Origin of the sequence: Lacrimispora sp. (assembly GCF_031982545.1) — a bacterium.
In the GTDB taxonomy this organism is placed as follows: Bacteria; Bacillota; Clostridia; order Lachnospirales; family Lachnospiraceae; genus Lacrimispora.
Genome location: NZ_DALYXB010000008.1, coordinates 254,973 through 278,081, shown reverse-complemented (window position 1 = coordinate 278,081; position 23,109 = coordinate 254,973). Strand labels below are relative to the sequence as shown.

The 23,109-nt window shown below is 40.6% G+C and carries 24 protein-coding genes and 2 tRNA genes; 10 read left to right on the top strand and 16 right to left on the bottom strand.

Annotated features, from left to right (window positions below; genetic code table 11):
- Window positions 1-448: 448 nt before the first annotated feature.
- The gene (rlmD, locus tag ABS301_RS15550) at window positions 449-1,948 is read right to left on the bottom strand and encodes a 23S rRNA (uracil(1939)-C(5))-methyltransferase RlmD (protein ID WP_349673084.1); all 1,500 of its coding nucleotides are present in this window, start codon (window positions 1,946-1,948) and stop codon (window positions 449-451) included.
- 154 nt (window positions 1,949-2,102) lie between these two features.
- Here rlmD and ABS301_RS15545 point away from each other — a divergent pair, with 154 nt between their 5' ends.
- Entirely contained in the window at window positions 2,103-2,696 is a 594-nt protein-coding gene (locus ABS301_RS15545; RefSeq protein WP_349673083.1) for a prolyl-tRNA synthetase associated domain-containing protein, read from the top strand.
- A 61-nt stretch (window positions 2,697-2,757) separates the two neighbouring features.
- On the opposite strand, the gene ABS301_RS15540 is transcribed toward ABS301_RS15545, so the two are convergent.
- Window positions 2,758-3,657 (bottom strand): GGDEF domain-containing protein, encoded by a 900-nt coding sequence (locus ABS301_RS15540; RefSeq protein ID WP_349673082.1) that lies wholly within the window; start codon window positions 3,655-3,657, stop codon window positions 2,758-2,760.
- A 171-nt stretch (window positions 3,658-3,828) separates the two neighbouring features.
- On the opposite strand from ABS301_RS15540, the gene ABS301_RS15535 reads away from it, so the two are divergent.
- A complete protein-coding gene (locus tag ABS301_RS15535; protein ID WP_330590672.1) occupies window positions 3,829-4,170 on the top strand; it encodes a helix-turn-helix domain-containing protein in 342 nt (113 codons plus the stop codon).
- Between the two features lie 23 nt (window positions 4,171-4,193).
- Here the strand turns inward: ABS301_RS15535 and ABS301_RS15530 are convergent, their stop codons facing one another.
- From ABS301_RS15530 to ABS301_RS15520, 3 genes are read right to left on the bottom strand one after another with little or no spacing between them, the layout of a single operon-like run.
- On the bottom strand, window positions 4,194-5,981 hold the full coding sequence (locus ABS301_RS15530; RefSeq protein WP_349673081.1) for an aminopeptidase P family protein: 1,788 nt from the start codon (window positions 5,979-5,981) through the stop codon (window positions 4,194-4,196).
- Window positions 5,978-7,411, bottom strand: coding sequence for a dihydrolipoyl dehydrogenase (gene lpdA / locus ABS301_RS15525; RefSeq protein WP_349673080.1), 1,434 nt, complete (start codon window positions 7,409-7,411; stop codon window positions 5,978-5,980). The genes ABS301_RS15530 and lpdA overlap by 4 nt, the downstream gene beginning before the upstream one ends.
- 8 nt (window positions 7,412-7,419) lie before the next feature.
- Window positions 7,420-8,205, bottom strand: coding sequence for a Cof-type HAD-IIB family hydrolase (locus ABS301_RS15520; RefSeq protein WP_349673079.1), 786 nt, complete (start codon window positions 8,203-8,205; stop codon window positions 7,420-7,422).
- Window positions 8,206-8,332: 127 nt separating this feature from the next.
- Between ABS301_RS15520 and ABS301_RS15515 the strand changes: the two genes are divergently transcribed.
- The 4 genes from ABS301_RS15515 to ABS301_RS15500 all read left to right on the top strand — a co-directional run bounded on the left by ABS301_RS15515 (window position 8,333) and on the right by ABS301_RS15500 (window position 10,003).
- Window positions 8,333-8,406 (top strand) — tRNA-Pro (locus tag ABS301_RS15515).
- Between the two features lie 75 nt (window positions 8,407-8,481).
- Window positions 8,482-8,554 (top strand) — tRNA-Val (locus ABS301_RS15510).
- Window positions 8,555-9,005: 451 nt separating this feature from the next.
- On the top strand, window positions 9,006-9,434 hold the full coding sequence (locus ABS301_RS15505; RefSeq protein ID WP_349673078.1) for a GNAT family N-acetyltransferase: 429 nt from the start codon (window positions 9,006-9,008) through the stop codon (window positions 9,432-9,434).
- 173 nt (window positions 9,435-9,607) lie between these two features.
- Window positions 9,608-10,003 carry a polyketide cyclase gene (locus tag ABS301_RS15500; RefSeq protein WP_349673077.1) on the top strand — a complete coding sequence of 132 codons (396 nt, stop codon included), beginning with the start codon at window positions 9,608-9,610 and terminating at the stop codon, window positions 10,001-10,003.
- 169 nt (window positions 10,004-10,172) lie between these two features.
- On the opposite strand, the gene ABS301_RS15495 is transcribed toward ABS301_RS15500, so the two are convergent.
- The gene (locus tag ABS301_RS15495) at window positions 10,173-10,736 is read right to left on the bottom strand and encodes an HD domain-containing protein (RefSeq protein ID WP_349673076.1); all 564 of its coding nucleotides are present in this window, start codon (window positions 10,734-10,736) and stop codon (window positions 10,173-10,175) included.
- A gap of 224 nt (window positions 10,737-10,960) precedes the next feature.
- Window positions 10,961-11,458: a GNAT family N-acetyltransferase gene (locus tag ABS301_RS15490; RefSeq protein ID WP_349673075.1), complete on the bottom strand. Its 498-nt coding sequence runs from the start codon at window positions 11,456-11,458 to the stop codon at window positions 10,961-10,963.
- A gap of 362 nt (window positions 11,459-11,820) precedes the next feature.
- Here ABS301_RS15490 and ABS301_RS15485 point away from each other — a divergent pair, with 362 nt between their 5' ends.
- Complete coding sequence (locus tag ABS301_RS15485) at window positions 11,821-12,186, top strand: ACT domain-containing protein (protein WP_349673074.1); 366 nt, start codon at window positions 11,821-11,823, stop codon at window positions 12,184-12,186.
- Between the two features lie 85 nt (window positions 12,187-12,271).
- Entirely contained in the window at window positions 12,272-13,942 is a 1,671-nt protein-coding gene (locus ABS301_RS15480; RefSeq protein WP_349673073.1) for a S8 family peptidase, read from the top strand.
- A 10-nt stretch (window positions 13,943-13,952) separates the two neighbouring features.
- Here the strand turns inward: ABS301_RS15480 and ABS301_RS15475 are convergent, their stop codons facing one another.
- Window positions 13,953-16,349, bottom strand: a complete 2,397-nt coding sequence (locus tag ABS301_RS15475; RefSeq protein ID WP_349673072.1) for an HAD-IC family P-type ATPase — start codon at window positions 16,347-16,349, stop codon at window positions 13,953-13,955.
- 274 nt (window positions 16,350-16,623) lie between these two features.
- On the opposite strand from ABS301_RS15475, the gene ABS301_RS15470 reads away from it, so the two are divergent.
- Entirely contained in the window at window positions 16,624-16,824 is a 201-nt protein-coding gene (locus tag ABS301_RS15470; protein ID WP_104436338.1) for a cold-shock protein, read from the top strand.
- 206 nt (window positions 16,825-17,030) lie between these two features.
- Here the strand turns inward: ABS301_RS15470 and ABS301_RS15465 are convergent, their stop codons facing one another.
- Complete coding sequence (locus ABS301_RS15465; protein ID WP_349673071.1) at window positions 17,031-17,288, bottom strand: hypothetical protein; 258 nt, start codon at window positions 17,286-17,288, stop codon at window positions 17,031-17,033.
- Between the two features lie 350 nt (window positions 17,289-17,638).
- On the bottom strand, window positions 17,639-17,776 hold the full coding sequence (locus tag ABS301_RS15460) for a hypothetical protein (RefSeq protein ID WP_349673070.1): 138 nt from the start codon (window positions 17,774-17,776) through the stop codon (window positions 17,639-17,641).
- Between the two features lie 107 nt (window positions 17,777-17,883).
- Here ABS301_RS15460 and ABS301_RS15455 point away from each other — a divergent pair, with 107 nt between their 5' ends.
- Complete coding sequence (locus ABS301_RS15455; RefSeq protein ID WP_170072277.1) at window positions 17,884-18,030, top strand: hypothetical protein; 147 nt, start codon at window positions 17,884-17,886, stop codon at window positions 18,028-18,030.
- A 118-nt stretch (window positions 18,031-18,148) separates the two neighbouring features.
- On the opposite strand, the gene ABS301_RS15450 is transcribed toward ABS301_RS15455, so the two are convergent.
- The 6 genes from ABS301_RS15450 to ABS301_RS15425 form a co-directional block, all read right to left on the bottom strand.
- A complete protein-coding gene (locus ABS301_RS15450; protein WP_349673069.1) occupies window positions 18,149-18,457 on the bottom strand; it encodes a hypothetical protein in 309 nt (102 codons plus the stop codon).
- Between the two features lie 99 nt (window positions 18,458-18,556).
- A complete protein-coding gene (locus tag ABS301_RS15445) occupies window positions 18,557-19,441 on the bottom strand; it encodes an ROK family protein (RefSeq protein WP_349673068.1) in 885 nt (294 codons plus the stop codon).
- Between the two features lie 16 nt (window positions 19,442-19,457).
- A complete protein-coding gene (locus ABS301_RS15440) occupies window positions 19,458-20,393 on the bottom strand; it encodes a type I phosphomannose isomerase catalytic subunit (protein WP_349673067.1) in 936 nt (311 codons plus the stop codon).
- An 83-nt stretch (window positions 20,394-20,476) separates the two neighbouring features.
- Window positions 20,477-21,271 carry a carbohydrate-binding protein gene (locus tag ABS301_RS15435; RefSeq protein ID WP_349673101.1) on the bottom strand — a complete coding sequence of 265 codons (795 nt, stop codon included), beginning with the start codon at window positions 21,269-21,271 and terminating at the stop codon, window positions 20,477-20,479.
- On the bottom strand, window positions 21,271-21,975 hold the full coding sequence (locus ABS301_RS15430; protein WP_349673066.1) for a GntR family transcriptional regulator: 705 nt from the start codon (window positions 21,973-21,975) through the stop codon (window positions 21,271-21,273). Before ABS301_RS15430 ends, ABS301_RS15435 begins: the two co-directional genes overlap by 1 nt.
- A 127-nt stretch (window positions 21,976-22,102) precedes the next feature.
- The gene (locus tag ABS301_RS15425) at window positions 22,103-22,909 is read right to left on the bottom strand and encodes a gluconate 5-dehydrogenase (protein ID WP_277408580.1); all 807 of its coding nucleotides are present in this window, start codon (window positions 22,907-22,909) and stop codon (window positions 22,103-22,105) included.
- Window positions 22,910-23,109: the final 200 nt, after the last annotated feature.

Below are 23,109 nucleotides of genomic sequence, written 5' to 3'. Positions count from 1 at the left end.
ATAGTTAGGAATACCATCTTAAGAAGGCCTTGCTGAAATAATCCTTTACGATTTTGAGGTCCGGGGGTAGGATAAATAAAATTCAAAATGTAACACATACCATGTACAGTCTACTAAAAACCATACCATGTAGGTTGGCTTTCTAGTATAAAAAGGAGCAATAAAATCAAGTACAGAATTGGTGTTTTTCTTAGGCTTGGGAACAGCAAACGTTGAGAGAGGACATTACCCCAAAATATTTTTAGCAGCATTATGATCCCCCCTGTCAAAACAAATTAAATTTACTATTATAAATACATATTAGTAAGTGCAACTTAATTGGTGTTAGTGTAATACTTAACATCAAACTTATCATATCAAAACTGATAAGTAACTCAAAGCCCATACTAATTTTATAAAAAACAAGGTGCAATAAGATAAATTCGCACCTTGCTACCTAAAAAATTCATTATTTTCGACAAATTTCGACAATTGTCTCCACATGCGTCGTCCAGGGAAACATATCCACCCCCCATGCCTTCTTCGCCTCATACCCTTTTTTCTTAAAATACTCCAAATCCCGAACCAACGTCTCTGGCCCGCAAGACACATACACCACTTTATCCGGCCGCATTTTGGATACAGAGTCAATAAACTCCTCCGTGCTTCCGCTTCTTGGCGGATCCATAAACACCACGTCCACATGCTCCCCGGATTCTGCCATATTGACCATGAATTTTCCTGCATCATTACAATAAAAACTTGCATTCTTTATATGATTTAGTTTTGCATTTTCAATTGCATCACGTACTGCATCCTTATTTAATTCCACACCAATCACTTCTTTTACGTGGCTGCTGGCAACAATTCCGATCGTACCGATCCCACAATAAGCATCGATAATCCTTTCTTTTCCCGTCAGCCCCGCTGCGTCAATGGCCTTCTTATAAAGAACCTCTGTCTGCACCGGATTTACCTGATAGAAAGATTTGGAGGATATGCGGAAACGACATCCGCAGAGAACATCTTCTATATAGCCCTTGCCATAGAGTATATTCTCCTTATCTCCAAGCACCATGCTGGTTCCCCTGTTGTTTAAATTTTGTATTACTGTGGTAATTTCTGGATGGCGTTCCCTCAGTGCCTTAATAAAATTATTCTTTGATGGAAATACCGGGGAAGCTGTTACAAGCACAACCATAATCTCTCCAGTCTCAAAACCCCGGCGGATTAAAACATGGCGCAGCAGACCATATCCTGTATCCTCATCGTAAGTGCGGATTTTAAACGATTTGAGCATTACCCTGATAGTTCCGATAATCTCATCTGATTTCTGATCCTCAATCAGACAGCTTTCCACAGGAACTACAATATGAGAATTAGCTTCATAAACACCAGAAATAGGATTTCCCTTTCTATCGTGGTCAAATACAGCATGTACCTTATTGCGATAATGATAAGGATCACTCATCCCAATCATGGACTCCAGACGACAGAAAGGCTTTAACAGCGTTTCCAGTTCTTTTTGTTTCTGTTCCAGCTGTTTTTTATAAGGCAGATGAAGGAGCTGGCAGCTTCCACATCTTCTATAAACAGGACACTGAGACGAATTTCCCTGTCCACGTTCTTTGTGGAATTTATTACCTGGTCTCTCATCATTTCTTATCTTACCATTTCGAGTCTTTCCATCTTGTCTCTTATCACTTTGTGAGGTTCTGGAAAATGTTTTTTCATTCTGCACTTTTCCATTCTGCACTTTTCCATTCTGCCCCTTCCCATTCTCTCCCTTCCCGTTATACATCTTCTCACTCCGCGTCTCCACTCTCGGTTTCTTCCCGCTTAACGCCTTTCCGTTTGGTGTCCCCGCTCTCCCCTTATTATCACTGGCAAACTCTTTCTTCTCGGTTTTTGCCGCCGGCTTTTTACCTTCTATACGAAACTTTTCTTTCTTCAAACGATTATCTATCATTTCATTAATCCGCCTTTTCTTCTCTGTTATCAAATGCTATTATAGTATATTCTTCCCCATAAAACCACCGAATTCCATTGTTTATTGAAAAACTATTGCATTTTCGCCATCGGCGTTTATAATAATTCAAAAAGAGAAAAGGAAGAATCGACAAATGACTGATGCAGACAACAGCTTCTATATAGATAAAACACTTTACAATGGACGTCCAGCAAATTCTTCGGACCGATCGGAGAAGGAGACTCGCGCCTATGATCTCTTGGACCGGCTTGAAATCCCTTATCAACGTCTTGACCACGAACCACTCCCAACCATTGATGCCTGCCGGGAAGTCGATACCCTGTTAAACATTGATATCTGCAAAAACTTATTTCTCTGCAATGCAAAAAAGACGGAATTTTATTTGCTCCTGCTGCCAGGGAAAAAGAAATTCCGTACTGCCTGCCTTTCAAAACAAATTGGCTCCTCCAGGCTCTCATTTGCTGATCCAGAGTTTATGATTCAGTTTCTTGATATCACCCCCGGCTCTGTTTCTGTTCTTGGACTCATGAATGATGAAGACAACAAAGTACAGCTCCTTATTGACAAAGATGTGCTGTCATTTGAGTTCTTCGGATGCCATCCCTGCATCAATACCAGCAGCCTGAAAATGAAAACCGCCGACTTATTTGACCGGATTCTCCCATCCATAAACCACAATTTTATTCTGGTGGATCTTCCCGATGAACCGGATTCTATAACGTATTGAAAAACTAAAAAAAAGGCAGGATTCCTATCTCCTGCCTGATCTTTATTTATCTTAATATATCTTACTTTACCTGCCAGATATTGTCGTGATAAGAGGCAATTCGGTTCTTCCCTGCCTGCTTGGCATAATACATGGCACGGTCAGCCTGTGAAAAAAGTCTCTGATAGTTCTCTTCCTTCTTCCCAGTGCTGCAAACGATTCCGATACTGACAGAAAGGCGTCCTTCCCCTTCCGGTACCGATTTCTTTGCCCGCTTTAACAGCTTTTCCGCCCTCTTGTACACATCGGGTCCGGAGGTAAATACTACGAATTCATCGCCGCCGACTCGGCCTACCAGATCCGGCTCCGGGAAAAGATCACAGAGCATTCCGCCGACTTTCATAAGAATGCGGTCTCCTGTGGGGTGGCCATAGGAATCGTTAATTTCTTTGAAATTATCAATGTCAATCATGCAAAGCCAGCTTTCTGAATCACCTTTTAACAGCTCATCGACCCGGTATTCGAAGGCTGATTTGTTGTAAACTCCTGTCAATCCGTCTTTTAAAGACTTTAAAAGCAGTTGCTCTTCTCGTGCTTTTGATCCGCTGATATCCTGAAGCTTGCCGATCATCTTCAGCGGAGCAGTCTTTTTGTCTTCCCAGATAGCGGTTAAATTACAGCAGCACCAGTGAAATGGTTCCCCTTTCTTTGCCATACTGAATTCAAAGGATCGCATCTCCCCTTCATTGGGAGCATTATCTCTGTGCTTTACAAAAAAACGCTCAAATGCCTGTAAATTAATCTGGCCTTTTGCATTAGCTGAAAGATATATCCGCTTCTCTGGATAGGAATACTCGAACAATACAGTGTCAGTAAAAAAACTCATGTTCCCGTACAGCTGCTCTGCCTGGCTGAAACGGAAAGACTCCTGTATGATTCCCTTACTCTCACTTTCTAATTGTCTTTCTGAATTTCCTGTCATGATACTTCCCCCTGTACCTCACGGAATCCTTTATTACCCGTCTTTTCTATATGTATATCATACATGATAACGCTTTTTACCCGTATATGCAACTTGTTTTTGGAGCATTATTACGCATATAATACGTAATGTCTGGTTAGAATATCCTTTATTATAAACCAAGAGGTGATAATGTTGAATGAACAATTTGTCAGGAACCGAATCACAGAACTCCGCCTGAAGAAAAATATTTCGGAATATCAGATGAGCTTAGATCTGGGGAAGAATAAAAGCTATATACAAGGTATTTCTTCAGGGCGTTCTATGCCATCCATGAAACAGTTTTTTGAAATCTGTGATTATCTTGAACTTACTCCCATTGAGTTTTTTAATACAGAAAAAAAAGAGCAGACTCTTTACAGGGAGGCCGCGGCAATTTTAAATGAATTAAGCCTCGAAGATCTGGAAGCGGTTTTTCCAATTTTACTGCGGCTCAGGGCGAAGACGGACAGAAAAAAACAGGCAGAACCTTAAATCACTAAGGTCCTGCCTGTTTTTTAAATTGCTCTTGTCTGCTCTTTCAGCCAGAGCGCTTCTTCCTCTGTCAGATAAGGAGCTACCGCATCATAAACTTTTTTGTGATAATCATTTAAAAGGGTTTTATCCCGTTCTGTCATCAGTGACGGATCTAACGCCTCTAAGTCAATGGGTACCATAGTCAGAGGTTCAAATTCCATAAACTGACCGTATTCATTCAACTCCGCTTTTTTACAAACAATCATATTCTCGGTTCTTACGCCGTGGCTTCCCTCGATATAAACTCCAGGTTCATCAGAAGTGATCATTCCTTCTTCCAGAACGCAGTTGTCCTGACGCTCGGCAACCATACGCCAGCGGAAACCATTGGGACGTTCATGAACATTGAGAAGATATCCAACTCCATGCCCTGTACCATGGTCAAAGTTAATTCCACGGCTCCAGAATGGTTCTCTGGCAACATAGTCAAGTGTCAGACCTCTGCATCCATGCAGGAACTTCACAGCTGCTAGACGGAGCATGCTGATGACTGTAAGTGTAAAATGCTCCCGTTCCCCATCGGTAAGTGGGCCTACCGCAATAGTTCTCGTTACGTCAGTGGTTCCCTCATAATACTGGCCGCCGGAATCCACCAGGTAAAGTCCTCTTGGTTCTATGGCAGCATTGCTTTCTGAGGTTGCCTTGTAATGACACATGGCGGCATTGGATCCATAAGCTGAGATGGTGTCAAAGCTGATCCCTAAATTACCTTCCTGCTCAGAACGGAGATTATCTAAGTATTCCTGGGCACTGATCTCGGTGATCTCCTGCTTACCTACATTGTGCTTCAGCCAGTAAATAAATTTCACCATGGCTGTTCCGTCTTTTATATGACCCTTTTTCATATTTTCCACTTCAACAGGGTTTTTAATTGCCTTTGCCAGTACAGAAGGGTTCATACGGTCAATGATCCGGTTGGAAGAATCAATTCCTTTTACAATGGCGTAATTGGTTCTGCCTGTCTCAAGGAGAATTCTCTGATCTCTTAACTGGCTGACAGAAGCATAGATGTCATTATAAGGGCGCACCGTTACAGAGAGCTCTTTTAAATATGCCTTTATCTGGTCATTTAAGGTTTCTTCATTTATAAACAGGTAGAAACGCTCCATTGTCACCATTGCATAGGAAAGAACAACCGGATTGCAGCTTACGTCATTTCCCCTGATATTCAAAAGCCATACGATATCATCCAGTGAGGTGAGAATATGAGCAGTTGCTTTTTCTTTTTTCATCTCTTCTCTTAAATCACTGATCTTTTCAGCTGCTGATTTACCGGCAAACTTCTCTTCCAGGATCCAGACCGGCTCTTTTGACAATTGGGGACGCTGCTTCCAGATCTGATCCACAAGATCCTCTTCATATGCCAGAGTCACATGTTTATCTGCCAGCTTTTCTTCAAAATCCAGTCCCTGACGGCAATTTACAACCCGTCCGTCAAAACCCAGCTTTCCGCCTTCTGGCAGTACTGCTTCTAAATATTCCAGAATTTCAGGAACTCCCGGATTTCCCATCTTTCTCAGTTCTACTCCTGAGCCGGAAAGCTGCTTTCCCGCCTGAACAAAATATCTGCCGTCTGTCCACAGACCTGCTTCGTCTTTTGTGATTACAGCAGTTCCTGCGGAACCGGTAAAGCCTGTTATAAATTCTCTGGCTTTAAAATATTCTCCTACGTATTCTGATTCATGAAAATCAGAGGTTGGAATCATATAAGCGTCCATATGGCGCTCTGCCATTAAGTCTCTTAACTGTTGCAGTCTTTCACTTATCATTGCTTTGCTTCTCCTTTGGTTTCAAAATAATTTTCTATTGCTTCCGTAATGCCCTCGCTGTATGTGGGGTGGGCACGCATGGCCAGCCGGAGCTGTTTGGCCGTTAACCCGTTTGCAATTGCGGTTGCCATCTCACTAATCATATCCGTCGCTCTGGGACAGACAATCTGGGCTCCCACCAGAGTTCCGGAGTATTCCTCAAATACCAGATGAATAAATCCGTTCTGCCTGCTGGTAATAATGGATTTTCCATTGGAGCGCATGGAATAGCGGCCACAGCGCACATTCATATTGTTTGCAATGGCCAATTCTCTGGTAATTCCCACCGATGCGATCTCAGGCTCTGTATAGATGCAGCTGGGAACCACCGGCAGTTTCACAAACATTCCGTTTGGTACAACGCTAAGGCGGATGGTATGTTCGATCCCCGCGATCTTTTCCACCACATAGGTTCCCTGTGCAGCAGCAACGTGAGCCAGCAAAATATCGGATGCCACATCTCCGATGGCATAAATTCCGGGCTCACTGGTCTGAAATTCTGAATTTACCTTTAAGCGGCCATTCTCCACCTCTAAGCTTACATCTTTTCCCAGAATTTCGTCAATGCAGGGAATCCGTCCTGCTGCAATCAATATCTGACTGGTACGAATGGTCTGCTCCTGCCCGTTCATTTCAAAGACACAGGCAAGTCCGTGTTCTTCCTCTTCTTTAATTTCCTTAATATTCGCCAGGCAGTGAACTGTAATTCCTCTCTGCTTCAGCTCTTCTTCCAGCGCCTGTGACACTTCTAAATCCATGGGACCCAAAAGATGGTCATTCTGTTCCAGAATTGTTACATTGGAACAAAGCGCGCTGAAAATGGTGGCAAACTCCACTCCGATCACACCTCCCCCTATTACGAGAAGGCGGTCATAATTCCAGGTATCCGAAGCAAGCAGCCTCTCACTGGTTAACACTCCCGGCAAATCCACTCCCGGGATATTGGGTATGGCACATTTTGCTCCTGTGGCTATTATGAGATGATCCGCAGAATAAAAATCTTTTCCTTCCGGACCACTCACCTCCACTGTTTTATTTCTACGTATTACAGCCGTACCGGTAATCACTGTAATATTCTCAGCTTCAATCAAATCTGTAATGCCTCTTCGGTATGATTTCACCGAGTTTTTTTTGTAATGCTGCATCTTCTTAAAATCAAAGGAAATAAAATCCGTAGATACACCAAATTCATCGCAGTTTTGAAGCTCTTTAAATTTACTGGCGGCATGGAGAAGGGATTTTGTTGGAATGCACCCTTTATTGACACAGGTTCCTCCAAGCTTTTCTTTTTCCACAATGGCCGTCTTTAACCCCAAAGAAGCAGCCTTTAATGCGGCAGTATAACCGCCAGGCCCTCCTCCAATGATAATGATGTCATAATGTATTGCCATGAAACCTCCTACTGCCGAATCAGTCCAAAATGAAGGCAGGCGTTCTTAATTCCATCCTGATCGATGGCATCTGTAATATAATCTGCTGCCCGCTTCAGCTCATCCATCGCATTGCCCATTGCAATTCCGATTCCTGCAGCCTTTACAATATCATAATCATTCATGCTGTCCCCAAATGCAATCGTCTGGGAAAGAGGAATCTTATAAAAGTCACAAAGTCTGGCAAGCCCTACTGCCTTAGATGCCTTTCGTTCTACTACATCTGCGCCTTTCTTGTCCGCAAACATATGAACGTGGATTTCCGGGAACTCCTCTTCCATGGTTCTTGCACCAGCTTCGTCTCCGATATATGCCATGGTTCTTACATCAAGTTGCACCAGCCTATCGGCATCTGCAAAGTTTCTTCTGCATTCTCCCCATAGCTTCCTGTCATGTTCTGCGACTGCCTCCGGGTTTACATAATAGTCATATTCCTCTACCGTGGTGCCAACACTGTAAGGTGTGGTCTTTGCATAGGCCAGAATCTGCTTTAAAAGATCTTTATCAAAGAAATGTTCATATATTACAGTCTCTCCCACAGTGACCTTGGTTCCATTGAGGTGAATAATTGCATCTGGCCGAATCTGATCCCTTATTGCAGTACTGAATATGGAATCCATGTCTCTTCCAGTTGCCACCACTATGGTATAATTCTCTCTCAGTTTCTCGATTGTCTCCATCGCACTTGCCGGAATCGACCAGTCTTTATGATCAAGCAGCGTCATATCTATATCAAAGCTTACGATTGGTTTCATCTATTATCACCTTTTTTTCTTCCTGATTAGTCTTGTCTATTCCATCATATATTAAATTTTGAAATATTTCAACAAATATACTTTACCAATTGGAAATTTTCTGCTATAATGTCTGAGTGTCAGAAAACGGAGTATGGCGTAGCTTGGTAGCGCGCTCGGCTGGGGGCCGAGAGGTCGCAGGTTCAAATCCTGTTACTCCGATTGACGATTGTAATATTAGTACCGGATTTCCCATAAGATAGGAAACCGGTGCTTTTGGTTTACCGATAAATGTATGGAGACATAGCTCAGCTGGGAGAGCATTTGCTTGACGTGTAAAGGGTCGCAGGTTCGAATCCTGTTGTCTCCATTAATTTTGAACCCTGGTAAGTGCAAGGATTCCTTGTGTTTACTGGGTTTTTGCGTTTTAAGAATTAAGGTAAACTACCAAATATTTTATTATGTAAAACTATTTATAAGCCTGTTAGATTTTATTAAATAGGAAATAAATGGAAATACTTGACTAATCGAACGCACGTTCTTATAATTATCTCCAGGAGGTGATTATAGTTGAAAGCAAAATGTGAACTTGAGCCAGTTTTGAATAAATGTCCCTACTTTGATCCACTGGAGCAGGAATGTAACTCTGATAATAGCTGTTGCGGATTTTATAGAATTCCCAGCGCAGAAAGTATCCCTCAGTATTTTAGGCAGCCACGGTGGTATGAACAGTACTATAAAAAATGATAGTGCAAGGCGGGCTTACAAAACCGGACCCACCTTTAAACAATTATTTATACTTTGTGACGGAGGTTGTAATTATGAAGATCACACATTTAGATGTTATTTCCGAAGAGGTTATTAAACTCTTTTCCGAACAAGATGACTTTATGATGGACTTTCTCGGTGCTGATAGTGCTTACTATGCCCGTTATAGCAAAAATGAAAATATAAAAGTTGTCTGGTTAGCCTATTTTGCTGACTTGCCAATAGGCTGTGTTGCTTATCGAAAAAAATCTTATGATGTCGGTGAAGTTAAACGTATGTTTATAAAGAATGAATATCGAGGGCGTGGAATATCTAAATCATTGCTTAATATGGTAGAGCAATATGCAAAACAGTGTGGTGATAATAAGCTACATTTAAGCACGCGTATTACACTTGAACCAGCTATTACATTGTACCAACATTCTGGATTTTTTGAAACATTTCGCGATGGTCTTTACATAGAGATGGAAAAGAAACTGTGATTACAACTTTCGCAAATGAGTATAATACGAAGTCAGAAAATAGAAAATGTAACGATAAACACTAGCTATCAGTATAGAGCTGGTGATGTTGAAGGCTATATTAAATATAAAAATTCGATTATAGAGAAAATTTATCAAAAATGCAAAATATAGGAATTTACTGGGGGTATAACATGGCGGTTTCAAATATAAGAGTCTCTTTTCAATGCAATGTTCAATGGGTGTGGGATACTGTAACTTCACTTGAAAACTATTTGTGGCGAAGCGATATAAGTAAAATTGAAACATTAAATGAAAATCAATTCGTTGAATATACAAAAAATGGTTACACAACTACATTCATTAATATTGTAACAGAACCTCTCAGGCGGTGGGAATTTGATATGGAAAATACGAATATAAAGGGACATTGGACCGGTTTGTTTTCGCAGGAGGGTAATGTGACAATAATTGATTTTACAGAAAATATCACTGCTAAAAAGCTATTATTGAAGCCTTTTATTAAGACTTACTTGAAAAAACATCAATTAACATATGTTGCTGATTTAAAAAAGGCTTTGTTGCAATGAACTGAAATTTGGCGGATTATTCAGAAATTTTAGTTTATTGGTTCTTATTCCGGCGTAAGAAGATCAAAAGTATTTCTAACGGATAAATCCTTTACACTTACTTTAAAAGCAATATTATTTTATGAAAGAGTTTATTGAATCCGGTTTTTATCAAGTTTTGTTTATAGGTTCAATTCAAAACATTCATAACTTGGTCAAATTTGATTTTGTATAATATTTTACTCTTGTCAGAGAGTTTTTCATAACTCCTTATCAATTTATTTCTTACAAATTCTTTACCTTCATTAATATCCAGCTTTTTATTTACATAGGCTAAATATAATAAGCTTGGGACATTATCAAAATGAGAAATAGCATCTGCATCTGTAACACATAATTCCTCCAGAGTAACTCTTGAATTCGTTATACTACCCCTGTGATTTCTGATACATTGCTGTACAAGTTTAATTTTATCAGGGGAATAGTTAAATTTGTGTAGAATATCCTCAGCCATTTCTGCGCCATGGATATGATGATCCTCATAAAAACTATAATCTGTTATAGAAGCAATATCATGTAACCATGCAGCAATTAATACAACTTCTTTATCCGCATTATAGCTATCTGCCAGAATTTCAGCATTTTTAACTACAGCCTGGATATGATAATAACATCCCATTCCAAAATGATTAGTTGGTAATTTACACCTATGTTCAACTTCTTCGCATAAGTAATTTAGAATATCTTCCCGCATATTGACCTCACTTAATACATCCATAAATTCTTGTATTATTATAATACAGGACGTTCCAAGAACTATCAATATAAAGTTTCCAACGTACGCTAAACTATCAAATACTGATTTGCTTCGCCCGCTCCATTGTGAGAGTAACGAACTGTTGTCTCCACTATCTAAATTATATAGAAAACACCGGGACTCCTTATCAGCGCAAGGTTTCCCGATGTTTCTAGTGATACTTATCTTTTTACTGAATAATAAATACAATGCTGCAATCTATCCTGATAAACCAAATCTTCTTCCCGGTCAATTCGTTTCATACCACATTTCTCCATCACCCGGATACTGGCTTTATTTGTGTCAAAAGTACCTGTGATAACTTCATTGTATCCCCTTATAAATAAATCTTCTATAACCGCTTTTAACACCTCAGTAGCATAACCATTATTATGATACTTTGGATTAATGACATAACCCAGTTCTATTTTAACCGTATCCTTAGATACATCATTAACCCAGCCAATTAATTGCTTATCCTTATAAATACCAAATTCATAATGGTCATCTGAATAAGAAAACTTCTGAATTTTCTTAAACAGAGAATACGCTTCTTCCATTGTATTAAAATCAGGAATAATATAGGTTTTTTTAACAATTTCATTCATTAACAATGCAGTCATATCCTCCTGGTCTCCATCAGAATAAGGTCTAATTACTAATCTTTTTGTTGTTATCATAAATCCCCCTCAGCTTGCATTCTATTTTCTAATATAAATTCACGCCTTATCTTCATTATTACCCATACTTTAATTACAGATTATAGAAATTAATACTAAGTGTCAATATCCAATTTCTAAAGTACGATAAACGCTAAACGTCAATTTACTGTCTCAAAATCCAACCACAATAGCCCTGTCCTCCATTTTTTTAAAAACTACTTGACCTCAAACATAAATTGTAGTAAATTATACACAATTATTTATAATTATTCACGCAGACTTTGCCGCCGGGTAAAGTTTCACACCAGCGTTCAGATTTCATACCATTAGGCCATTGAAGGTATGATATTCTGGACTTTTTTTAATAAGGAGGAAATAAAATGGATTTGCAGATTATTGACAGGAAGTTTTCTATATGTAAGCTGAACGAAATAAGTACTGAGGTTTTAAATCATGAATTTACATTTATCAGCAAGACCGATAACGAATTATCGTTGATATGCGAAACGGATCATACGCCAGAAATAAATCTGACTGCAGAACATGGATGGCGTTGTTTTCGGATTGCGGAAGATGCGTCATTTGAGAAGTATGGCATGATTGCGTTCCTATCTAAAATTATAGCAGATGAGAAAACCTGCATTTTAGTTGTGGCTACTTATGACACGGATTACATATTTTTAAAAGAAGATCGATTAGAAGACGTCAAGAAGGCCTTGCTGGCAAATGGGTGCAAATTTATCTAATTACCCAGTCTGCCATACTTAGAAAGAATACATAACAGGCATCCGCATACTATATACCATAAGTAAAACAGATCGGATGCCGGTTATGCAAAAAATATTGGATGAGAATTATTACGATTTTATCATTAATAACTCCATGATACCCAGATATAGTACCGGAGATAACATCACATTATTAAATGATGCTCATTCATTGCTGCATATCTCCAGAAGCGTGATGGACGTTTGCGATATCGGACGCACCCCCTATTACGCCTTCCCATCAGTTTATACCCTTGCCTCTTCTGCCAGTGATGAAATTTCAGCCAATAAAACAGTGGAGATCAATACAGATTATAATCTTCTTGGGCAATGTACACTGGTTGGCATTGTAGACACAGGGATCGATTATCAGCATCCGGCGTTCCGAAATGCAGATGGTTCCACCCGTATCGTATCCCTCTGGGATCAGACTGACCAGAGCGGGGTATCTCCAAAAGACTTTACCTATGGTACAGAATACAACAAGCAGCAGATCAATGCCGCACTGCTTTCCAATAATGCGCTGTCACTGGTTCCTACAGTTGATACGATCGGCCATGGAACGGCCATAGCCAGTATTATATCAGGCAGTATAAATACCATAAATTCATTTAGTGGAGTTGTTCCCTATAGCGAACTTGTTGTGGTGAAATTAAAAGAGGCAAAGAAAAATCTGAGAAATGTTTTTTTAATACCAGAGGATGAACTGTGTTTCCAGGAATCTGATGTTATTCTTGGTATCCGTTATCTGGTTGAAGAAGCAAAAAAAATGGAGCGCCCCCTTGTCATTTGTATTGCAATGGGAACCAGCCAGGGAATTCATGACGGGCAGGGCGTAATGAGCCAGTATCTTGCAAATCTTCTGCTCTTATCAGGTGTTGATGTTTCCATTGCTGCAGGTGATGAGGGGAACCGGGGCCGGCACTATTTTGGAAGCATTGATTCGGATCCCTATAGCACCGAATTTCAATTAAACATAGGGAATGATGATAAAAAATTATCCATGGAAATATGGCCCAACATTCCTGGCAGACCGACAATCCAGATTATTTCTCCGGATCGAATGATCACATATAAAATTGAACCTTCCTTTAACGAATGTATAAAATTTGCTTTTGGCCAGGGTCTGGTATGGGTGAATAACATTATTTTTGAGGAAGAAACCGGGCTGCAGCTGATCTTAATACGCTTTGACCAGGCTGAACCAGGACTTTGGACCTTCCGCCTGGACAGCACGGAAGACCAGCCTTTTTATTTTAATTCCTGGCTTCCGGCTGGTAATCTCATATCGGATTATACCTACTTTATAAATGCAAGTCCCGATACTACCATAACTAATCCCGGAAATTCAATTAATACTCTTACTACCTCCGCCTACAACCAGATTGACGGCACTATATTAGTACAGTCCGGCAGAGGCTATACCAGCAACGGAATGGTTAAACCAGACATTGCAGCTCCCGGTTACCAGATCCCGTGCGCACTTCCCCAAAACCGGTACGGAACTATGAGCGGGACAGGAGCTGCGGCAGCCCAGGCGGCGGGAGGAATCGCCATGGTCATGGAATGGACACTGTGCAAAGGTAATTTTACCTCCCTAACCGGTAAACAGATTAACCGAATGATTGCCCGTGGAGCAAAACGCAGCAGCTCCAATCTCTATCCCAATAATGTATGGGGTTACGGACAGTTAGATATTAATGGGTTAATTACCCGGCTGATTAATGTTTTATAACCCGTAAAAATTATTGTTTCTTTTGTCTAATCTTTCCATACAATTCATCCAGCTTCTCAATACCGATGGTCAGATACCGGAATAGAGACTCTGCAGCAAAGGAAAAAACAATCAATAATAGTACACATATATTAGACATTTCACTTATGGCAAACAGCTGATGAAGAAAGATCCCGCAAAATACCAACCCCAGTATATTAAATATTATAATACCGTTTTTCAAAGGATTGAGAGGCGCGCTGATTTTAGTGAGTATCATAAAGCCAACCACAGATAAAAGCATGGTAGATGCAGTGGCAATATCATTTTTAGGAAGTGAAAATACTTCTCCGCAAACCACCAGGGCTCCCACTGCCAGTACGTCTGTCAAACCAGCAGGAAGTGCTTTAATCAGCACATTTTTCAGGAAATGACCTTTGATGCGGTTTTTATTTGATTCCAAGGCCAGCAAAAATCCGGGAAAACCTATGGTAAACATACTGATCAGCGATATTTGGGAAGGTTCCAGTGGGTAGGTAAATGAAATTACCAGTGAAAGCAGGGCTAGCAATATGGAGAAGATGTTCTTCACCAAAAATAAGACCGCCGAACGCTGTACGTTATTTACTACTCGTCTTCCTTCTATTACCACGTTGGGCATATGAGCAAAATCGGAATCCAGTAAAACCACCTGAGCCGCCTGTGCTGCAGCTTCGCTTCCTGATGCCATTGCCACACTGCAATCTGCATCCTTCATTGCAAGAATATCGTTTACTCCGTCTCCAGTCATAGCAACCGTATGACCGGCCTTTTGCAGTGCCTGTACCAGCTTTTGTTTCTGTTTGGGCGTAACACGCCCGAATACCGTATATTCTTCTAAAGCATTTGCGAGCTTACTGTCTGTATTCAGCGTCCCTGCATCTATGAACTGATCTGCATGCTCTATTCCTGCACGTTTGGCAACCTCCGATACTGTCTCCGGATTGTCTCCCGATATAACTTTGACGCATACCCCCTGCTCGTTGAAATAAGAAAAAGTCTCTCTTGCATTTTCCCGGATTGGATTTGTTAAAATAATATATCCTAACGGCACTACCTTTTCTGTCAGTCCAGCCTTCAGACTGCTTCCTTCATATTTCCCCAGCAAAAGGACTCTGCGACCATTTTTAATATAACTGCTGATTTCAGGAAGTACGAAAGGATACTCTTCCCGCATTACAAATTCAGGTGCCCCAAGTAAGAAGCTGCCATCTGAAAATGATACCCCGCTGTATTTTGTGGTAGAAGAAAATTGTATAACCTCAATGGTTTCCCGTTTTTTCGAATTGGTATCAAATGCTGCAACATACTTCCGTATTGCATGCATCGTTGCATTATCATCCGGAATGGACATAGCGTAATCCGTTAACAGCAGCTCAAGTTCTTCTTTCGTCTTTATCATCTGGGAATTTACTGTGCTTATGAGAACTTCCAAAACCTCCATTCCCGGTTCCGTTATTGTCCCTGTCTTGTCGACGCACAGTACGTCTATCCGGGCAAGGGCTTCGATACTTTTCATATCATGGAGAATGACCTGTTTTTTTGCTAATCGCATGGTACTTAAGGCGAGGGCTATGGTAGTCAGTAAATAAAGTCCCTCCGGTATCATACCGATAATAGCGGCTACCATGGAGACAATGCTTTTTTGCATAGTTTCATGATTCAGATAATATCCCTGGGAAAACAAAAGGATACCAATTGGGATGATTCCTATACCAATCCATTTTACCAGCTGATTGATAGAGCGTATCATTTCTGACTGCTCACCGCTTCCCATCGCTTTTGCTTCTGCCGTGAGTTTTGTTATATAGGAGTCATTTCCTACATGTTCCAGCCTTGCATAACATTGACCGGATACCACAAAGCTCCCTGATAAAAGACTGCATCCAATTATCTTTTCAATTTCATCTGCCTCACCTGTTAAAAGAGCTTCATTGACCTGTATATTACCCTCAATCACAATTGCATCTGCACAAATCTGATTTCCTGCTGACAGTAAGACAATATCATCTTTTACTAATTGCTGGGATAGGATTTGTTTCTGTACTCCATTTCTGAACACAATCGAATGGGGGGCATTAATTAAATTCATTTTATCCAGTATTTGTTTGGCCCGAAGCTCCTGTACAATACCTATTACCATGTTTCCTATAATTACAGGTAAAAATGTCAGGTTGCGGTAGGAACCAACGTAAATCAGCAGTATGGCTATTATTAAAAAAATCAGGTTAAAATAGGTCAGTATATTGGATCGTATTATATTTTTAACGGACTTTCCGGTTGAGATGTCGGTCTGATTTACCAGCCCCTGCTCTATTCTTTCATTTACCTCGTCATCGGTAAGTCCTCTCCAGCCAGTGTTTTGCGCATCATTTGTCATATCACTCATCTTACACCTCATAATCTTTTTATAAGTTTCTATTGTATCAATAATATCTTAAACAACTCAGAAAACTTTATTAATTATTCTAAAGCTGAACATAAAATTATTATTGTTTTTTTATATTGACTATTGTTATCTTATGTGGTATATTAAATTAGTATTTTAATAAAGTTTTGATTTCGCATATATTTGTAAGTCATTATTCTATTGATGATTTACAAGTATATGCGATTTTTAGTTTTAAGCAGAATACACAATAATTTTAAGGAGGTATCTTTTCATGAAAAAAGGTACAGTAAAATGGTTTAATGCACAAAAGGGTTTTGGTTTCATCTGTGACGAAGAAGGCAACGATATTTTCGTTCATTTCTCCGGTCTTGCTATGGAAGGTTTTAAGTCTTTAGAAGATGGCCAGTCTGTTGTTTTTGAAACAATCAATGGCAACCGTGGTCTTCAGGCAGTTAACGTTCACGTAGCTTAATTTTATACAGATGTACGAATCACGTCTATTTATCCATTTTCTTCAAATACCCATTTGATAAGGTGAATTTGTTAAGGTGAAAATGTACCAACTATCTGTATTTTAAAAAGTCAGAGTTATTTTTATTTATTACAGCTAAGCCAGCATGGTTTATATTATATATTCCCTGCTGGCTCAAACTAATTATTCATTCCTTTATATAGTTGTTAAAAAAGGCGGGTACCCGAATAAATCGGATACCCGCCTTTAATATCATTAATTGCAGCCACAATCATCGTCATCATCATCAAAACGACGATGGCACCGAGGATCATTACAGCCAGCTCTATATCCAGCCCAGTAAGCTCTTCTAACTTCCTCTGAGCAGTCAACTTCATCATCATCATCATCGCAATTATTATTCCAATTGCCATTACAATTGCCATTACAATTTCTATTACAATTATTATTGCAGCGATTTCCACAACCCCAGAAGCATCCCATTGTTTACTACCCCCTTTTCAAATTATAATGTATTATATGGTGGTTAAAGACAAGATGTGAATGGAGTAGCGCTGGCATGTCCTGCTTGTTCACACAATATAAGAACATGCATATATTATTATTACAGAACGAGATATCAAAACATTACCGGGGAACACAAAAACGAGCGCAAAGCCGCCGCAAATCCGCCTTACCAATGTAAAAAACTCATTTTCCGCGCTGTCAGACATTGTATCTTCGGTTGATAATAAGTTCTGTAAACTGCCCGATCATAAGTATGAAACCTCAGCAGGGCGAAAACCAACGCATCCTGGTTTTCGCCCTTTTCTAATTAATCTGATCTTCGTTTGGTATTCGGTCCCATACCTTCTCTGCGGGAATTATGGGTCTGGTTCTGATTCTCAACTTTCCCTTTTTCTTCCCTGTATTGATTGGCTGAATCTGTTTTCTTTGTATCTTCCTTTGACATAATTATCACCTCATAATTAATATGTCTGCCAGTTCCATATTTTATGCAAATCTGGATTCACGCATAAATAATTCCTCCTGGTACATCCTAATTATGAGGTGATAATCATGTCATATATAGCTCCTGCAGTCCAGGCAAAATTTGAAACGCTTTCCATTGATTTAAAAAATCAGATCCTGGAACGAAATGTGCAGATCAACAACATTTACGACCTGATCCGTGTTCTGGAAGAAATCGTAAATGAAGGAAAATGATCCTTTGTTAACAGCCACAGGCTTATTAAGACCTGTGGCTGTTTTCATCTGCCTGAAGCATAAAAAGAAATAAGGGCCGAACCCCAGAGGAACGACCCATGAAAAAATAAATATTCAATTATCTGCAGCTTCTTAAGAATGAGGAAAGCTGACGGGTATTGCAGGAACTTCCGGTGTTACAGGTATTGCTTGAACAGGATGCACCTTTCTTGCCAGTTGAAGTATTGCAGTTAGAGCTGTTGGTGTTACATCCATACTTGCTTAACAGACTGTTTAAAGACTGTCCATAGCAGGATGAAGAATAGCAGTTAGAAGAAAAACAGTTAGGCACTGAACTGGAACAGGTCGCTGCCTGTGCTGTGATTGGTGTTCCTGCTACGGTAAATACAGCTGCTGCTGCTAATACAAATGCTGGTAATTTTCTCATGGTAATATCCTCCTTATTTGTTACACAAATGTTACATTTCCTTTACAAAACGTATCATAACATACATAAAATGGAATTACACTAGGAGAAAAATGGCAATTAACCTATCTTTTCCAGTTCATATTCATCCACTGCCAGCTTCAGGGCGCCCATGATCCCCTGATTGTCGTTAAGGCTTGGTAACACAATATAATGCTCCATATCTTCCAGTTCTTTTGTTTTGATATAACCGCCCAGCTGGCGGGTTACTTCCTCTCTCACCAATGGAATTAAATGCTCCTGATGCATCACACCGCCTCCCAGAATAATACGCTGGGGAGAAAGTACCATAATATAATCTACAAGTGCCTGGGCGATATAATAAGCTTCCAGCTCCCAGACTTCTTTTCTGTCCGCCAGCTGTGCTCCCTTCATTCCCCAGCGAGCTTCAATGGCAGGACCTGCTGCCATGCCTTCCAGGCAGTTTTTGTGGTATGGACACGCTCCCACAAAGGAATCTTCGGGATGTCTGGACAGAAGCAGATGTCCGCCCTCCGGGTGAAGCATTCCGTGAAGCAGCTTTCCATTGGATATAATACCAGCTCCCACGCCAGTTCCGATGGTAATATACATACTGTTCTCAAGCCCCTTTGTAATCCCCCAGGTGGCCTCACCAAGGGCAGAACCATTCACATCCGTATCAAACCCCACCGGTACCTTTAAGGCTTCTTTAAATGCTCCCACAATATCATAGTTCAGCCACGCAAGCTTGGGAGTGGTGGTAATATAGCCATACGTATCTGAATTTCTGTTAAGATCAATGGGACCGAAGCATCCGATTCCCAATGCTTCAATTTCCTTATCCAAAAAATATGCAATCAGTTTGGGCATGGTAATCTCCGGTGTCTCCGTCGGTATGGAAACCCGCTCTAAAATCTCGCCGTTCTCATTGCCTATGGCACAAACCATCTTTGTGCCTCCTGCTTCTAATGCTCCCAGTCTCATAACTTCTCCTCCTGCTTTATTCGGGATTGGAACAGATGACAGACATCTTCCCCTCAAATCTGCACTCTTTACTCTTTGCCGGTATAATAAAATTCTGACCTGCTTCCAATGGAATTCCATTGATGGATCCTTTTCCGCTTATCACACTGACATTGGTAAAATACTTAGAAAACTCTTTTGCAAACACACCATCAATCTCATACTTGTCCACGGAGTAGTACTTACAGGTGATTAAGTGCGTATGCACAGCCCCGGATAGCTTCTCTGTTACAGCTGTTGCCTGATTTTCCTTAAATGGTGCTCTGATGGTGGCAATACTCTGTTCCACATGCAGCTGTCTTGGTTTTCCATCTGAAAGACGGTCATAGTCATAGACACGGTAAGTGATATCACTGCTCTGCTGGGTCTCAAGAATTAAAGTTCCACCCTTAATCGCATGAACGCAGCCCGGATTAATCTGGAAGAAATCTCCCTTCTTAATGGGAACAGTCCGTATAAATTCCGCCCACTGTTGGTTCCTTATCATGAATTCCATCTCGTCCCGGTCTTTGGCATAATGACCGATTACGATTTCTGTATCCGGTTCACAGTCCAGAATATACCAGCATTCTGTTTTTCCAAGAGAACCATTCTCATGAATTTTCGCATAACTGTCGTCCGGATGCACCTGAATGCTTAAATCATTCTTTGCATCGATGATTTTAACCAGAAGAGGAAACTGGTCTCCAGGATAAAAACCGAATATCTCCGGTTTTTCCTTCCATAAACGGCTCAGAAGCTTTCCGTCATAAATTCCTCCGGCAATCTGGCATTCCCCATTCTTGTGAGCACTGATTGCCCAGCATTCCCCTGTGGTATCGCTTGGTATGTCATATCCAAATACTGTCCGAAGCTGATTGCCGCCCCAGATGGCTTCCTTAAAAACAGGTTCCAGAAATAAAAACTCCATCACTCTTCCTCCTTATGTGTCAACCCTGTATGCTTACTGCCTATATTTTACATGAATATCAGTAAAAGGAAAAGAGGTAATTGAAGTTATAGAGAATCTTTTCCATATACTTCAATCTGAGTAAGGGCAGGGAACGGAGAAGGATCATCTGCTTTTATTAAATTACTCAGCTTTAACCAGGTAATCTTGCTCTTTTTTATTGAGAATATATGAGGTTTTATGCTTTTTTCCATTTTCACAACCTGGCTCGATCCGTCTGAACAGGTAAAGGTTGCTTCCACCCACCAGTTATCGTGGGGGAAATCGGCACGGGTATATAATACAATCTGGTCAAAATCCACTTCCCGTCCAAAATCCAGAGTGATTTCTGCATCATCCTGGCGGTTAATTCCCCATGATTCATAGGGCCACTCACCATGGGATTCATTGGCAAGAACGCCATCGATGGCATTGCGTGCTGCAAATACAGCCTCACCTCTGGTTTCTACATTGGCAAAGGCATGAGGAAAACAGCCGGTATCACCATGCTGGTCCATCACGTTGACTGCAAGATTGCGATACTGTTTTACTTCTGTTTCTCCTGCTTTCCGAATGGTAAGGTAATGCTTCGTTCCGGTAAATGCCTTGGGATTGTAAGATACTTTTTTATCTCCAAAGGGTATGGTAAAAATCACTTCCGGTTTTGTTATATAAACCAAGGATTCATCCATACAGTCATCAATCCGGATTACGTAATGTCCGCCGGGCTCATCTGTTTTGCATACAATGGCATCTCCTTCTTCATAACTGCCTTCATACACCAGGACTGCCTGCTCCTCTCCTGATGCAAACGCTTTTATGGTATCACTTAATCCCTTTACAGTAATGGATACACTGGTCATCATTCGTCCTCCTGCTCTTCCTGTTCAAAATAGTCTTTGTATTCTACCTCTATCTGGTGTTTCATACGTTTCATGCTGTAAGTCAGGTGTTCTCTGAGGGATTGTTCCAGACCTTCAATATCCTTTTTTTCCAGCAGTTCAAACAGCTCCGTATGTTCTCTGATGATTCTTGTAAAATCGGTTTCTGTTACAAAATCCAGCATTCTGAATCTGGTGTAATGAAGCTGCTGTGCCTGTATCATATCCCAGAGTTTCCGTTTACCGGTAGCCCGGTACCAGATGGCGTGCATCTGTGCATCCATGCGGTAAAACTGCTCTGGTTCAAATCCTTTTTCCAATATAAGCGCCTGCTGCCTGCGGATCATATACCGGACTTCCTCTATCCAGAGTGGAGTTGCCATATTGGCAAAATCACGCATAACCATGGTTTCCACGGCAACGCGCATGTAAATCATCTGTTTGATGGTATCCAGATTAAGAAGTGTCACCTGCGTACCGGAATAAGGTACGGATATGACGAATCCCTGCTCCTGCAGCTTTCTTACCGCTTCTCTTACAGGAGTCCGCGATACACCAAACCGCTCGCAAATCTCATTTTCACTTATGATCTGTCCGGGCTTTAATTCCAGATCCAGAATCTCCTGCTTTAAAGTTTCAAACACCAGGTCGCCACGGTTTTTATAGGTCTTGGTCTTTCCTTCCATTGAACCCTCTCCGTCCTTAAAATTTAAACATAATCATTAAACAAAATATGCCATGACTCCCGCCTGTTAAGGGCGGGCATCATGGCCATGTTTATCCCACTGGGGACTTCCCTGTAAGGGCATGCAATTACTGTGGCTGTTTACCGATGTAAGCTAAAATACCGCCGTCAACGTAAAGAATATGTCCATTGACAAAGTTAGAAGCATCAGAAGAGAGAAATACTGCAGGACCGGAAAGATCCTCAGCCTCACCCCAGCGTCCTGCCGGTGTCTTAGCAATGATGAACTGATCAAACGGATGTCTGGAACCATCTGCCTGTACCTCACGTAAAGGTGCAGTCTGTGGTGTTGCAATGTAGCCAGGTCCGATACCGTTACACTGAATGTTGAATTCACCGTACTCAGAAGCAATGTTCTTTGTCAGCATCTTCAGTCCGCCCTTTGCAGCTGCATAAGCAGATACAGTCTCACGTCCAAGCTCAGACATCATGGAACAGATATTGATAATCTTTCCGTGACCTTTTTTAATCATTGACGGAATAACTGCTTTTGCTACGATAAACGGAGCATTTAAGTCAACATCAATTACCTGTCTGAACTGTTCTGCTGTCATATCGCACATAGGAATACGTTTGATAATACCTGCGTTATTAAACAGGATATCGATTACGCCTACTTCTTTTTCTATCTGAGCAACCATGGCATTTACAGCCTCTTCGCTCGTAACATCACAAACATATCCGTGAGCAGTAATGCCCTCTTCTTTGTATGCTGCAATTCCTTTGTCTACTAATTCCTGCTTAATATCATTAAAAACAATGGTAGCGCCAGCTTCTGCAAGAGACTTAGCAATCGCAAAGCCAATACCATAAGAAGCGCCTGTTACAAGTGCAACTTTTCCTTCAAGAGAAAACTGTTTTGTAAAGTTATCCATATTCGTGATTCTCCTTTGCTTTTATTCTGGTCAGTTATTTCGTCATTAGAAAATTAGTTTGTATTCAAATATTAAAGTTTGTATACAAATTCTATGACTTGTATTTATGCTAACACAGTACTAATCTTTTTTCAATATACATATTAGACAAAGTAGGCTATTTTTATTTAGTTAAAATTTTCCAAATTCTGTATTTGACC

Coding starts and splice junctions, on each gene's coding strand:
- rlmD (WP_349673084.1), bottom strand. CDS start 1,948: ATGATAGATAATCGTTTGAAGAAAGAAAAGTTTCGTATAGAAGGTAAA.
- ABS301_RS15545 (WP_349673083.1), top strand. CDS start 2,103: ATGACTGATGCAGACAACAGCTTCTATATAGATAAAACACTTTACAAT.
- ABS301_RS15540 (WP_349673082.1), bottom strand. CDS start 3,657: ATGACAGGAAATTCAGAAAGACAATTAGAAAGTGAGAGTAAGGGAATC.
- ABS301_RS15535 (WP_330590672.1), top strand. CDS start 3,829: ATGTTGAATGAACAATTTGTCAGGAACCGAATCACAGAACTCCGCCTG.
- ABS301_RS15530 (WP_349673081.1), bottom strand. CDS start 5,981: ATGATAAGTGAAAGACTGCAACAGTTAAGAGACTTAATGGCAGAGCGC.
- lpdA (WP_349673080.1), bottom strand. CDS start 7,411: ATGGCAATACATTATGACATCATTATCATTGGAGGAGGGCCTGGCGGT.
- ABS301_RS15520 (WP_349673079.1), bottom strand. CDS start 8,205: ATGAAACCAATCGTAAGCTTTGATATAGATATGACGCTGCTTGATCAT.
- ABS301_RS15505 (WP_349673078.1), top strand. CDS start 9,006: ATGAAGATCACACATTTAGATGTTATTTCCGAAGAGGTTATTAAACTC.
- ABS301_RS15500 (WP_349673077.1), top strand. CDS start 9,608: ATGGCGGTTTCAAATATAAGAGTCTCTTTTCAATGCAATGTTCAATGG.
- ABS301_RS15495 (WP_349673076.1), bottom strand. CDS start 10,736: ATGCGGGAAGATATTCTAAATTACTTATGCGAAGAAGTTGAACATAGG.
- ABS301_RS15490 (WP_349673075.1), bottom strand. CDS start 11,458: ATGATAACAACAAAAAGATTAGTAATTAGACCTTATTCTGATGGAGAC.
- ABS301_RS15485 (WP_349673074.1), top strand. CDS start 11,821: ATGGATTTGCAGATTATTGACAGGAAGTTTTCTATATGTAAGCTGAAC.
- ABS301_RS15480 (WP_349673073.1), top strand. CDS start 12,272: ATGCAAAAAATATTGGATGAGAATTATTACGATTTTATCATTAATAAC.
- ABS301_RS15475 (WP_349673072.1), bottom strand. CDS start 16,349: ATGAGTGATATGACAAATGATGCGCAAAACACTGGCTGGAGAGGACTT.
- ABS301_RS15470 (WP_104436338.1), top strand. CDS start 16,624: ATGAAAAAAGGTACAGTAAAATGGTTTAATGCACAAAAGGGTTTTGGT.
- ABS301_RS15460 (WP_349673070.1), bottom strand. CDS start 17,776: ATGTCAAAGGAAGATACAAAGAAAACAGATTCAGCCAATCAATACAGG.
- ABS301_RS15455 (WP_170072277.1), top strand. CDS start 17,884: ATGTCATATATAGCTCCTGCAGTCCAGGCAAAATTTGAAACGCTTTCC.
- ABS301_RS15450 (WP_349673069.1), bottom strand. CDS start 18,457: ATGAGAAAATTACCAGCATTTGTATTAGCAGCAGCAGCTGTATTTACC.
- ABS301_RS15445 (WP_349673068.1), bottom strand. CDS start 19,441: ATGAGACTGGGAGCATTAGAAGCAGGAGGCACAAAGATGGTTTGTGCC.
- ABS301_RS15435 (WP_349673101.1), bottom strand. CDS start 21,271: ATGACCAGTGTATCCATTACTGTAAAGGGATTAAGTGATACCATAAAA.
- ABS301_RS15430 (WP_349673066.1), bottom strand. CDS start 21,975: ATGGAAGGAAAGACCAAGACCTATAAAAACCGTGGCGACCTGGTGTTT.
- ABS301_RS15425 (WP_277408580.1), bottom strand. CDS start 22,909: ATGGATAACTTTACAAAACAGTTTTCTCTTGAAGGAAAAGTTGCACTT.